Source organism: Microbispora sp. GKU 823 (assembly GCF_002027145.1).
In the GTDB taxonomy this organism is placed as follows: Bacteria; Actinomycetota; Actinomycetes; order Streptosporangiales; family Streptosporangiaceae; genus Microbispora; species Microbispora siamensis.
This window is the reverse complement of the sequence record NZ_MWJN01000026.1, coordinates 43,362-55,853: the sequence shown is the minus strand read 5'-3', so window position 1 is coordinate 55,853 and position 12,492 is coordinate 43,362. Positions and strand designations below refer to the sequence as shown.

The window sequence follows — 12,492 nt, the reverse complement described above, 5'->3', positions numbered from 1 at the left end:
TTTCCGCATGGGTTTTCGCAGGCACGGCCCGTTCCGGGCCGGAGATCAGGTCCAGCTCACCGACCCCAAGAACAAGCGGCACACGGTGACGCTGAAAGAGGGCGGCGTCTTCCACACGCACAAGGGGTCGATCCCGCACGACGACCTGATCGGGCAGCCCGAGGGCTCCGTGGTGCGGTCCTCCGGCGGCACGGCCTACCTGGCGTTCCGGCACCTGCTCGCCGACTACGCGGTGTCGATGCCGCGCGGCGCCGCGGTGGTCTACCCGAAGGACGCGGCGCAGATCGTCGCCATGGCCGACATCTTCCCCGGCGCGCGGGTGGTCGAGGCCGGCGTGGGGTCCGGTGCGCTCACCTGCTTCCTGCTGCGGGCGGTCGGCCCGGAGGGGAAGGTCACCTCCTACGAGCGGCGGGCGGACTTCGCCGAGGTGGCCACCAAGAACGTGGAGAAGTTCTTCGGCGGCCCGGTGGGGCAGTGGCGCCTGGTGGTCGGCGACTTCGTCGACGCGCTGGACGAGGCGGACGTGGACCGCGTCGTCCTGGACATGCTCGCGCCTTGGGAGTGTGTTGACGCGGCGGCGAAGTCCCTTACCCCCGGGGGAGTTATTTGCTGCTATGTTGCGACAACGACCCAGATGTCCAGAACGGTGGAAACCCTGCGGGAGCACGGGAGTTTCACCGAGCCTCACGCGTGGGAGACCCTGGTTCGCGACTGGCATGTCGAAGGTCTCGCCGTACGACCCGACCACCGGATGGTCGGCCACACGGGATTTCTCGTCACGGCCCGTCGCATGGCGGACGGCGTCACGCCCCCGCCGCGGCGCAGGCGTCCCGCCAAGGGGGCGTATGGAGAGGGGATCGAACAAGTGTGACGATTCGGCCACAACCCGGCAAAGCCGCGTGACACGGGAACATATGGGTGTGTTCCTAATGGTGACCCGAACAATCGGTCCATAAGGTATCAAACGCCGAACACCCAACGTAACTACACGAACACTGCCCGGCCAGGTTACGTACAGCGCCAAGATAGGTAGGGTCTTGAGTAGTCGTTCTCGACGGGGAAGGAGGTGACGGGGCGTGGCAGCTCGCGACGACGCTGAGGCTCGAGCCGCGCAGCGCGAACGGGAGGTCGCGGATCTCACAACACAGGTCTCCTTCCTGCAAGAGGAGATCACCGCGTTGCGCCGGAAGCTGGCCGAGTCTCCCCGGCAGGCCAGGGTCATCGAGGAGCGTCTCCACGAGGCGCAGGCACAGGTGGCTGCCCTCACAAGCCAGAACGAGCGTTTGGTCTCCACCCTCAAGGAGGCCAGGGACCAGATCGTCGCCCTCAAGGAGGAGGTCGACCGGCTGGCACAGCCGCCGTCCGGATTCGGTGTTTTCCTCGAGGCCAGGGATGACGGCACGATCGAGGTGTTCACGGGCGGGCGCAAGCTCCGGGTGAACGTCAGTCCGGCGGTCGACGTCGACTCGCTCAAGCGTGGCCAGGAGGTCATGCTGAACGAGGCGCTCAACGTCGTCGAGGCCCTCGGCTACGAGGACGTCGGCGAGATCGTGATGCTGAAGGAGTTGCTGGAGAGCGGCGACCGCGCGCTCGTCATCTCGCACGCCGACGAGGAGCGGGTCGTCAAGCTCGCCCACTCGCTGCTGGACCAGCCGCTGCGGGCCGGTGACTCCCTCCTGCTCGAACCCCGTTCCAACTACGTCTACGAACGCATCCCCAAGTCCGAGGTGGAGGAGCTCGTCCTCGAGGAGGTCCCCGACATCTCCTACGAGGAGATCGGCGGCCTCAGCCGGCAGATCGAGCAGATCAGGGACGCCATCGAGCTGCCCTACCTGCACGCCGACCTGTTCCGCGAGCACAAGCTCCGGCCGCCGAAGGGCGTGCTGCTGTACGGCCCGCCCGGCTGCGGCAAGACGCTCATCGCCAAGGCGGTGGCCAACTCCCTGGCCAAGCAGGTCGCGGAGAAGACCGGCCAGTCCGGCAAGAGCTTCTTCCTGAACATCAAGGGCCCCGAGCTTCTCAACAAGTACGTCGGCGAGACCGAGCGGCACATCCGCCTGGTCTTCCAGCGGGCGCGTGAGAAGGCGTCCGAGGGCACCCCGGTGATCGTGTTCTTCGACGAGATGGACTCGATCTTCCGCACCCGCGGCTCCGGTGTGTCCTCCGACGTCGAGAACACCATCGTTCCCCAGCTCCTCTCGGAGATCGACGGTGTCGAGGGCCTGGAGAACGTCATCGTCATCGGCGCCTCCAACCGCGAGGACATGATCGACCCGGCGATCCTGCGGCCCGGCCGCCTGGACGTCAAGATCAAGATCGAGCGGCCCGACGCCGAGGCGGCCAAGGACATCTTCTCGAAGTACATCGTCAGCGACCTGCCGCTGCACCCGGACGACCTGGCCGAGCACGGCGACAGCCGCGAGGGCACGATCGCCGCGATGATCCAGCGGGTCGTCGAGCGGATGTACGCCGAGAGCGAGGAGAACCGCTTCCTCGAGGTGACCTACGCCAACGGCGACAAGGAAGTCCTCTACTTCAAGGACTTCAACTCCGGCGCCATGATCCAGAACATCGTGGACCGGGGCAAGAAGATGGCCATCAAGGAGTTCCTCGAGACCGGGCAGAAGGGCCTGAGGATCTCGCACCTGCTGGCCGCCTGCGTGGACGAGTTCTCCGAGAACGAGGACCTGCCCAACACCACCAACCCCGACGACTGGGCCCGCATCTCCGGCAAGAAGGGCGAGCGGATCGTCTACATCCGCACGCTCGTGCAGGGCAAGCAGGGCACCGAGGCCGGGCGGTCGATCGACACGGTCGCCAACACCGGCCAGTACCTGTAACACCCCGGCTCCGGCCGGACCGGTGCCATCGAGGAGCGGCGCGATCCCGGATCGCGCCGCTCCTCCGGCTTTCCGGGGCCTTTCCGACGCCGGCACGCGGACAGGGCGGCAGCAGGTGGGCCAAAAGTGACCTTTCGTGACGATCGTGATCCGAGGGAACCGAAACCCGGAGTGATCACGTCAAAGAGGGCATGATCTTCCTTGACGCGCGCGGGTGACCGCTGTGGGGCAGCCTGTGAGACAGCCTGTGAGACAGCCCGCGCGGCAGTCCGATCCGGCCTCGGCCGCGCCGGACGCGGTCCCAGCGCGGGGCGCCGCCGCGGACGCCAAGGGCCGCCGCCTGGTCGAGCTCGACGTCCTGCGCTTCGTGGCCGCGTTCGCCGTCATGGCGTTCCATTTCATGGCGGCCAGCAAATCCCTGTGGGACGAGTACCCCACCAAGCTGTTCGAGCCGGTCGCGCGCCTCACCACGCTGGGCATCCTCGGCGTGGAGCTGTTCTTCCTCATCAGCGGGTTCGTCATCCTGATGAGCGTCTGGGGGCACACGGTCGGCGAGTTCGCCGTCTCCCGGGTGTCGCGGCTGTACCCGGCGTACTGGTTCGCCGTGCTGGTGATCTTCATCATGTACCGCTTCAGCGGGGTCGCGGGATTCGACCCCAAGCTCGAAGACGGCGAGTACCTGCTCAACCTGACCATGCTCCAGGGGGCGTTCGGCGTGGGCCACGCCGGCGGCGTCTTCTGGTCCCTCTGGGTGGAACTGCGGTTCTACGTTCTCGTGGCGCTGTTCTCCCTCGTGGGGATCACACTGCGGCGCTGCCTGGTGTTCCTGGCGGCCTGGTTCGGCCTGGCGCTGCTGGCCGAGTTCACCCAGAACGAGGCGCTCGTCTTCGTCTTCATGCCGCGGCAGGCGCCGTACTTCATCGCGGGCATGGCCTTCTTCCTGATCCACCGCTTCGGGGTGCGTTCGGGGGCTCTCGTCCCGTGGCTGCTGGTCGCCGCCGGCTACGGGATGTCCCTGCACGCCGCCATGGAGCGCGTGGGGGAGCGGGTGCGCCTGGTCGGCATCGCGCGCTACCCGGCGCCCCCGGAGGCCGTCGTCGTCGCGATCACGGTCGTCTACCTCCTGATGGCCGCGGTCGCCCTCGGCTGGCTGCGGTGGGTGCGCTGGCGTCGCCTGGTCACCCTCGGGGCCCTCACGTATCCGCTCTATCTCCTGCACCAGACGGTCTCGGCCGTCGTGATCCCCGCGTACCGGGACGTGATCGACCCGTGGGCGCTGGCCGCGATCACGATGGCGGTCTCGATCGGGCTCGGGTATCTGATCTACCGTATGGTCGACAAGCCTGGTCAGCGGTGGCTTCGTGCCAGGCTGGGGGCCCTGCTCGACCGCTCCCGGAGGGCCCGTCCCCGGGGCCGCGGGGGTACCTCCCGGACTGCGACGGCCATTCCGGCGCAAAGTCCCGAGGCATCTGTGCCGTAACTGTTCGGTAGCAGGGCATAGAGAAAGGGCTAGGCTCGGATATGACTACGACGGCCTGAAACAGGCGGGGTGCGAATGACGGTTCGGCGGGTGATGGGCATCGAGACCGAGTACGGCATCGCCGTGCCCGGTCAACCGGGAGCGAACGCGATGGTGACCTCCTCACAGGTCGTCAACGCGTACCTGGCGGCGTCGGCCGCCCGGGCTCGCCGGGCCCGGTGGGACTTCGAGGAGGAGAACCCGCTCCGCGATGCCCGGGGATTCGACCTGGCCCGTGAGGTGGCCGACCAGAGCCAGCTCACCGACGAGGACCTCGGGCTCGCCAACGTGATCCTCACCAACGGCGCGCGCCTGTACGTCGACCACGCGCACCCGGAGTACTCCACGCCCGAGTGCACCAACCCCCGGGCCGCGGTGATCTGGGACAAGGCGGGCGAGCGGGTGATGTACGACGCCGCCGTGCGGGCCTCCTCCATGCCCGGCAACGCTCCCATCCAGCTCTACAAGAACAACACCGACGCCAAGGGCGCGTCGTACGGCTGCCACGAGAACTACCTCATGCGCCGCGCGACGCCGTTCGCCGACATCGTCAGGCACCTGACGCCGTTCTTCGTGTCGCGGCAGGTCGTCTGCGGCGCGGGCAAGGTCGGCATCGGCCAGGACTCGCGTGGCGAGGGCTTCCAGATCAGCCAGCGGGCCGACTTCTTCGAGGTCGAGGTCGGGCTGGAGACCACGCTCAAGCGGCCGATCATCAACACCCGGGACGAGCCGCACGCCGACCCGGAGAAGTACCGGCGACTGCACGTGATCATCGGCGACGCCAACATGTCGGAAATTTCGACATATCTGAAGCTCGGCACGACGGCGCTGGTCCTGGCGATGATCGAGGAGGGGTTCCTCACCATCGACCTGACCCCCGAGTCGCCGGTCGCGGCGCTGCGCGCGGTCTCCCACGACCCGACCTGCAAGTACGAGATCGCGCTGCGCAACGGGCGGAAGATGACCGCCGTGCAGTTGCAGATGGAATACCTGGAGCAGGCCCGCAAGTACGTCGAGGACCGCTTCGGCTCGGGCGTGGACGACCTCACCAAGGACGTGCTCAACCGCTGGGAGTCGGTGCTCACCCGGCTCGCGGAGGACCCGATGCAGCTGTCCCGGGAGCTCGACTGGGTCGCCAAGCTGGAGATCCTGGAGGGCTACCGCACCCGCGACAACCTGCCGTGGTCGCATCCGCGGCTGCAACTGGTCGACCTGCAGTACTCCGACATCCGCCCCGACCGCGGCCTGTACAACCGGCTGGTCGCCAGGGGCCGCATGCAGCGCCTGGTGACCGACGAGGACATCGACCGGGCGGTCGAGATGCCGCCCACCGACACCCGGGCCTACTTCCGCGGCCGGTGCCTGCGGCAGTACAGCGAGTCGGTCGCCGCCGCGTCCTGGGACTCGGTCATCTTCGACATCCCGGGCCGCGAGTCGCTGCAGCGCGTGCCGACCCTGGAGCCGCTGCGCGGCACCAAGGCGCACGTGGGCGACCTGCTCGACCGGTGCCGTACGGCCGCCGACCTCGTCGCCGCCCTCACCGGCGAGGGCTGAGAGGAAGCGGGGCCGGCCGGTGACCCGGTCAGTCGTCGTGCCGGGTGATCCGGGGGACCGGCACGCCGTCGGCGCAGCGCACCTCGATCTCGAGCCTGCCCTCGTCCGACTCGAACTTCACCCGGGCGCGGTCGTCCGGCCCCGGGTCGACGTCGTCCACCTCGAAGCCCTGCGCCGGGGTCCACGACTGGAGCCGGACCAGCCCGCCGTCGCACCGGGCGATCAGGCTGCCCGCGCCGGTGGAGACGAGCCTGCGTCCGGTCGCGGCGTCCGGCGTCTCGCCGGCCGGCATGAGGCCGCCGGGGTCGCACCGGCGGGGGTGGAGGCCGGGGAGGGCGGGCCCGGGGTGTCCCGGGCGAGTGCGAGGCGGATCTCCTCTGCCGTCATCGGCCGCTCCGCCGGGCCGGTGAGCGGCCGGCCGAGCAGGCCGAGCACCGCGACGCCCGTGCCGGTGGCGAGGGCGGCGGCCAGGAGCCACCCGGCGACGGCGAGTACGAGGCGGCTGTTCACGCCGCCCACTCTTCCACCGCGAACGCTAAGGGATTGCTAAGGCCCGGATAACGGACTTATGCCGCTTTCCTCGGACGGCTACCGTAGCGCTCAAATGCCAAGCGTGCTGCTCATCGAAGACGACGCCCCCATCCGCACCTCCCTCACCCGGAGCCTGCGCGATCGCGGCCATGCCGTCTCCTCCGCCTCCACCGCCCTCGACGGCCTGCGATCGGCCGTCGAGGACCGCCCCGACCTGATCGTGCTCGACCTCGGCCTCCCCGACATGGACGGCGCCGACCTGCTGCGCATGCTCCGCGCGGTGAGCCGCGTCCCGGTCATCGTCGCCACCGCCAGGGACGGGGAGGCCGACATGGTCCGCCTGCTCGACGCCGGCGCGGACGACTACGTGGTCAAGCCCTACAGCGCCGCGCAACTCGACGCGCGCATCCGCGCCGTGCTGCGCCGGGTCGACACCGGGCGTACGGACACCTCCCTGACGGTGGGGACGCTGCGGGTGGACCCGGGCAGCAGGGAGGCGACGCTCGACGGCGCGGCACTGGACCTGACGCCGCGGGAGTTCGACCTGCTGCACTATCTGGCGGCCCGGGCCGGCCAGGTCGTCACCAAGCGTGAGTTGCTCACCGAGGTCTGGCGCATCCCCTACGGGGGCACCGACAAGACGGTCGACGTCCACCTGTCCTGGCTGCGCCGCAAACTCGGCGAGACCGCCCAGCGGCCGCGCTATCTCCAGACGGTCCGCGGGGTGGGCGTGCGCCTGACCGCGCCGCCTTCGCCCGGGGAGTGAGCCGATGAGGCGCTGGCTCGCGGCCCTCGTCGCGGCGACCACGTCGCTCGTCCTGGTGTCGCTGCTGGTGCCGTTGGCGTTGCTGGTGCGGTCGGTGGCGCACAGCGAGGCAGTCGCCTCCGCGACCCGGGCCGCCGAGTCCGTCGCGGTGGCCGTCGGCGCGGTGGACGAGGAGACGCTGCGGCTGACCGCCGAACAGGCGGGCGCGTCGAGCGGGCACCCCGTCACGGTCTTCCTCGCGGACGGCCGCGTGCTCGGGGCCGTGGCGGCCCGCACCCGCGCCGTCGACCTGGCCGCACGCGGCCGGAGCCTGACCGCCGCCGTGCCGGGCGGCAGGGAGATCCTGGTGGCGGTGCAGGGGGCGCCGGGCGGCACCGCCGTCGTACGCGCCTTCCTCGGCGACGACGACCTCGACCGCGGCGTCCACCGGACGTGGCTCGCGCTGCTGGTCCTCGGGGTCGCCCTGGTGGGGGTCGGCATCCTGGTCGCCGACCGTCTCGCCCGCGCGGTCGTGCGGCCCACCACCGCGCTCGCCCAGGTCTCCCACCGCCTCGCGAAGGGCGACCTTACCGCCAGGGCGGCCCCGCAGGGCCCGCCCGAGGTCCGTACGGCGGGCCTGGCCCTCAACCACCTCGCGGGACGCATCTCCGACCTGCTCGCCGAGGAGCGCGAGACGGTGGCGGACGTCTCCCACCGGCTCCGCACCCCTCTGACCGGCCTGCGGCTCGAAGCGGAGTCGCTGGCCGACCCCGGCGAGGCGGCCAGGATGGAGGCCCGCGTCGACGCGCTGGAGCGGGCGGTCACGGCCGTGATCAACGATGTGCGGCGGCGGTCGAGGGAACGGGCCTCCTGCGACGCTGTCGCGGTGGTGCGCGACAGAGTGGAATTCTGGTCGGTGCTGGCGGAGGACCAGTCCAGGGCCTTCGCGCTCGACCTCGCGCCCGGCCCGCTGCCGGTGGCGGTCCCGGCCGAGGACCTGGCCGACTGCGTCGACGCGCTCCTCGGCAACGTCTTCGCGCACACCCCCGACGGGACGTCCTTCCGCGTACGCCTGGCCTCCGGGCCGGGTGGAGCGGTGACCCTGACGGTCTCGGACGCCGGGCCCGGCTTCGGCCCCGGCGATCCGCCGCGACGCGGGGAGAGCGGCGCGGGCTCGACGGGGCTCGGGCTGGACATCGCCCGCCGCGTGGCCGAGGACTCGGGCGGCTCCCTGGCCGTCGGCCGATCGGATCTCGGGGGCGCCGAGGTGCGCCTGCTCTTGGGCTCAGGCCCTGTTTTAGGGATCTCTTAGCGCGGCCCTAGCATGATCGCTGCGAACCTCGGGGCATGAGAAAGACAACGAAGATCGCTCTCGCCGCCGCCGTCACCGTCGCCGCTCTGGCCGCCGGGGGAACCGCCGTCGCCGCCGCCGTGCCCGCCCCTCTCTCCGCGAACGCCTCCGCTTCCGTCTCCCAGACTTCGGTCACCCGGAGCCAGGCGATCGCGATCGCGACGAGGCGGGTGCCCGGCGCGCGGGTGACCGAGGTCGAACGCGAGTGGGAGCACGGCCACCGCACCTGGAAGGTCGAGCTGCGCAAGAGCCACCGGGAGTACGAGGTCTACGTCGCGATCGCGACCGGGCGGATCGTCAAGTTCCGCGCCCACCACGACGACTGATCACAGGGAGGCGGGCACGGGCGGCTTCCCCGGCCGCGAACCCGGGGGAGTCGCCGGGGTTCGGAGCCTACGGGAGGCGTGGCGGTCCGGGCCGACGGGGCCCGGTCGTGGGGGTGGGCCAGTAGGGATTGTCCCGGCGACGTGAATCCACGTCGTGGAAGCGCCCGGTGGTGAGTTCTCCGGGCGCTGCGAGTTCCCGGGGTGCAAGGGGCCACCCGTGGCCGGAGGAGCGGCCAGACGGGTGCGCTCCGCTCGTTTTGGGCGCCGTGTCGGGCGCCGTGTTGGGCGTGGTGCGGCTGGGCAGCTCACCGGCCGTACGGCCCGGCGTCGCCGCCGGGATGCCCTGCCGCCGCAACACGTCCACGAGCACGTGCATCGCCTGGTCGATCGTGAGCCGTTCGTCCGGGTCGTGCCGCAACAGGCCCTCGATCAACGGCCGCAGCGGACCCGCCCGGCGCGGCGGCTCCGGCTCGCGGCCCAGCACCGCCGCGGCCGGCAGCGGGCCCGAGGTCGGGTACGGCGGCCGCCCCTCGACCCCGCAGTACAGCGTCGCGCCGAACGACCACAGGTCGGCGGCGGGGGCCAGGCCCTTCCCGCGCAGCCGCTCCGGGGCGAGATAGGCGCCCGACCGCGCCACGGGCACCGTCGTCGACCCGGCGGGATCCCGGTCGAAGGCGGCGATGCCGAAGTCGGTCAGCACCACCCGGTCCTCGGTCAGCATGACGTTGGCGGGCCGGATGTCGCCGTGGACGACGCCCATCGCGTGCGCGTGCCGTACGCCCGACAGGAGCTGGAAGCCCACCCAGGCGGTCCAGTGCACCGGCAGCCGGCCGAGGTGGCGGACGGTGTCGCCCAGCGTGAGGCCCTGCAGGAGCTCTGTCACGATCCAGAGACGGCCTTTGTCCTCCAGCAGGTCGTGCACGGTGATGACGGCCGGGTGGCTGAGCCGGGCCGCGGAACGGGCCTCTCGCAGGGCCTGCCGGCGGGCGGCCGGCAGGTCGGCCACGTCCACCCGGTACGGCGGCTGCACTTCCTTGATCGCGACGTCGCGCTTGAGGCGAAGATCGTGTGCCTGCCACATGATCCCGCCGCCGTCGCGCCGGAAGGGCGTCAGCAGTTTGTACCGATCCGCCAGCAGTTGCCGTGCGTGCGATGCCATCGACCACCCGTGCGCTAGGTCGTGCCGTGATCCATCAATTGTCGTCCCGGACGCGGTCGCTCTGTGCCGAAAGGCGGCCACGAAGAGTGTGACCTCGATAACGATCCGGTCTAACGCGCGTGGTTCCGGCGGGCCGGGGTGCCCGCCGCCGGGCCGGACACCGCGCGTTTGCCTTCCCGGCGCTCACCGGGTTGTCTGGCCACAGCGGACGGGCCGAAGATCGCGCGCTCTTTCGCGCGCATTGTCGGTCGGTTCGGGGAAGATATGGGGAGAGGCGTCCCCCCGAGCAGCGGAGGTGTCAGGGATGGCGACCAAGGAGACCGGCGGCCAGAAGCAGACCGGGCGACAGGAGCACGAAGTCGAAGAGACCGAGGCGCAGGCGTCCCCGGACGTCCAGGAGCGTCACGAGAAGCTCACCGACGACGTGGACGCGATCCTGGACGAGATCGACGAGGTCCTCGAGGAGAACGCGGAGGAGTTCGTCCGTTCCTACGTGCAGAAGGGCGGGCAGTAGCCCCGGCGGGAGGCGTCCGGGCCGGTGGTGGCCGCGCCGGGGGGACCACCCCCCGGCAGGGCCGCCGCCGGGCCCGGAAACTCCCGTCGGACGCACCGCCGCCACCGCGCCGCGATGAGGGCGTGTACGAAGCCGCCCTGACGATTCAGTGAATCCACCGGCCCGTTGACGGCCGGCTCGTCGGGCTGAGGCGTCAGGCTCCGCCGAGATGCACGGTCGCGATCTCGAAGGGCTTCAGCGGGACGCGCACCGTCCGCCAGGACGCCGCGGGCCCCTGCCCGTCGGCCTCATCTTCCGGCGACACGTCGGGCAATACGTCTGGGGACACCTCGTCGCGGGACACCTCCAGAGGGCTCAGGGGAGAGCCCAGCACGCCGGCCGTCCAGGCCGCGGTGAAATCTCCCCGGACGACCGCCTCGGTGGCCGTGGGATGCTCGGCCACCAGGCGGACCTCCAGCCGTCCGTCCCGCTCGCGCAGGGCGGCCATCACGACGCCGTTCCCGCCGACCGCGAGGCGACCGCCTGCGCCTGGGCCGTCCGCACCGGCGGCGCCTGCGCCCGGTACTGCCAGCAGATCGTGGCGGAACTCCTCGGCGAGCCTCGGCAGCCCGGCCTCGTGCCACTCGCCCGCGTACGGCAGGACGGCGAAGCGCACGGTCAGCGGCCCCTGGCACTGGGCGGCCGGGGTGGGCACCTCGGGCCCGGCGGGCTCGTCGCGGTAGGGGTTGCGGTTCCTGGACAGATAACCGACGGACCGCACGAGCGTCAGCGCCATCCCGGTCCCGTCCCCGCCGATCTCGTCCCTGGTGATCTCGTACTCGGTGACGTGGTCGAGCAGCACGGCCAGGCCGCCCGCGGCGGCGAAGGACTCGGCGGGGAAGGTCGGGATCGGCCGCTCGCCGCCCCCGCCCTCGGCCGCCAGGCCACGCCGCACCACGGCGAACTGCCCTTCGGCGTACGACTCGGCCGCCTTGCGGGGCAGCGGCGCGTGCCAGCGGACGCGGTGGTCGCGGCAGCGCACGTCCATGGTGATCTCACACCGCGCGAACGGCTCGCCCGCCCTGAGCTCCACCCGGGTCGTGACGGCCGTCGGCACGGTCTCGTCGTCGCCGTCGCCGTCGTCGCCGTCGTCGCCGAGCCCGGCCGGCCAGTCGTACACCCGCGTGATCTCGTACGCGCCGGTCAGCGGGCCGGAGCAGATCTCCTCGACGACGACCCGGGAGGGCCGGTCGAGGAGCCGGTCGTCCGGCGGGGGCGCGTGGTTGTAGGTGTCCCCGGCGTCCCCGCCGTGGACGATCCGCCCGACGCCGTGGACCTCGGTCCCGTCCGCGCCGCGCAGCGAGAGCGTCCCGTCGTCGGCCACCCGCACCCGCAGCAGCCCGTTGTCCAGCACCGGCTCGAACCCGTACGCGTCGGTCCGCAGGGCGTCCGCGACGGGGGCGGGCCGGCCGGACGCGGGCGGACGGGCGGTGAGGACGGCCCGGCCGAGCGGTGGCACGGTGACCAGCGCGGCCACGGTGACGACGGGCTCGGCCACCGTGCGGACCACCCACGGCCCGGGACCGGCCTCCAGGACGGCCCGGCGCAGGTCCTCGTAGGCGTACGCGCCGGAGGCGTGCCGGCTCACGGTGACGGTGAACACGCCGTCCCCGGCGTGCCAGGAGACGATCTCGTGGCCGTACAGTTCCCGCTCGTGGACGCGCCCCAGAAGCTGCGAGAGGTCGTCCATGACGGTCTCGTCGAGCAGTGTGGGAGCGTGTTCGAGCCGCTGAAGCGGGACGGGACGCCCCCGGCCGTCCGCCAGGGACGCGCGGTCCTCCGGCAGGTCGGCGAGCACCAGGCCGGTCCGCTCGAACGGGGGACGGGTTGACGACCACGAGCGCGCCCTTCGGCGCGGCCTCGGCGAGGGACGCCGCGACCAGGTCCACGACCGCCTGGGCCGTCTGCCCGGCC

At 71.4% G+C, this 12,492-nt stretch carries 11 protein-coding genes; 8 read left to right on the top strand and 3 right to left on the bottom strand.

Annotation, left to right across the window (positions count from 1 at the left end; all coding sequences use genetic code 11):
* Nucleotides 1–7 precede the first annotated feature (7 nt).
* The 4 genes from B1L11_RS16240 (at nt 8) to dop (ending at nt 5,913) form a co-directional block, all read left to right on the top strand.
* On the top strand, nt 8–871 hold the full coding sequence (locus B1L11_RS16240; RefSeq protein WP_079315254.1) for a tRNA (adenine-N1)-methyltransferase: 864 nt from the start codon (nt 8–10) through the stop codon (nt 869–871).
* Between the two features lie 205 nt (nt 872–1,076).
* Entirely contained in the window at nt 1,077–2,840 is a 1,764-nt protein-coding gene (gene arc / locus B1L11_RS16235) for a proteasome ATPase (protein WP_079315253.1), read from the top strand.
* A 247-nt stretch (nt 2,841–3,087) separates the two neighbouring features.
* Entirely contained in the window at nt 3,088–4,320 is a 1,233-nt protein-coding gene (locus B1L11_RS16230) for an acyltransferase (protein ID WP_256862593.1), read from the top strand.
* A 75-nt stretch (nt 4,321–4,395) separates the two neighbouring features.
* Nucleotides 4,396–5,913 carry a depupylase/deamidase Dop gene (dop, locus tag B1L11_RS16225; protein ID WP_179155174.1) on the top strand — a complete coding sequence of 506 codons (1,518 nt, stop codon included), beginning with the start codon at nt 4,396–4,398 and terminating at the stop codon, nt 5,911–5,913.
* 28 nt (nt 5,914–5,941) lie between these two features.
* On the opposite strand, the gene B1L11_RS16220 is transcribed toward dop, so the two are convergent.
* The gene (locus B1L11_RS16220) at nt 5,942–6,205 is read right to left on the bottom strand and encodes a hypothetical protein (RefSeq protein ID WP_079315251.1); all 264 of its coding nucleotides are present in this window, start codon (nt 6,203–6,205) and stop codon (nt 5,942–5,944) included.
* 312 nt (nt 6,206–6,517) lie between these two features.
* Here B1L11_RS16220 and B1L11_RS16215 point away from each other — a divergent pair, with 312 nt between their 5' ends.
* Genes B1L11_RS16215 through B1L11_RS16205 form a run of 3 tightly spaced genes read left to right on the top strand, consistent with a single transcriptional unit; the run spans nt 6,518 to nt 8,866 of the window.
* A complete protein-coding gene (locus B1L11_RS16215) occupies nt 6,518–7,210 on the top strand; it encodes a response regulator transcription factor (RefSeq protein ID WP_079315250.1) in 693 nt (230 codons plus the stop codon).
* A gap of 4 nt (nt 7,211–7,214) precedes the next feature.
* Nucleotides 7,215–8,501, top strand: a complete 1,287-nt coding sequence (locus tag B1L11_RS16210; protein WP_079315249.1) for a HAMP domain-containing sensor histidine kinase — start codon at nt 7,215–7,217, stop codon at nt 8,499–8,501.
* A 35-nt stretch (nt 8,502–8,536) separates the two neighbouring features.
* Nucleotides 8,537–8,866, top strand: coding sequence for a PepSY domain-containing protein (locus B1L11_RS16205; protein WP_079315248.1), 330 nt, complete (start codon nt 8,537–8,539; stop codon nt 8,864–8,866).
* A gap of 67 nt (nt 8,867–8,933) precedes the next feature.
* Here B1L11_RS16205 and B1L11_RS16200 read toward each other — a convergent pair whose 3' ends face one another.
* Nucleotides 8,934–10,025 (bottom strand): serine/threonine-protein kinase, encoded by a 1,092-nt coding sequence (locus B1L11_RS16200; protein ID WP_143737308.1) that lies wholly within the window; start codon nt 10,023–10,025, stop codon nt 8,934–8,936.
* A 304-nt stretch (nt 10,026–10,329) separates the two neighbouring features.
* Here B1L11_RS16200 and B1L11_RS16195 point away from each other — a divergent pair, with 304 nt between their 5' ends.
* Nucleotides 10,330–10,539, top strand: a complete 210-nt coding sequence (locus B1L11_RS16195; protein ID WP_079315247.1) for a ubiquitin-like protein Pup — start codon at nt 10,330–10,332, stop codon at nt 10,537–10,539.
* A gap of 193 nt (nt 10,540–10,732) precedes the next feature.
* Here the strand turns inward: B1L11_RS16195 and B1L11_RS50940 are convergent, their stop codons facing one another.
* Nucleotides 10,733–12,376, bottom strand: coding sequence for a glycoside hydrolase family 38 C-terminal domain-containing protein (locus tag B1L11_RS50940; protein WP_256862592.1), 1,644 nt, complete (start codon nt 12,374–12,376; stop codon nt 10,733–10,735).
* Nucleotides 12,377–12,492: the final 116 nt, after the last annotated feature.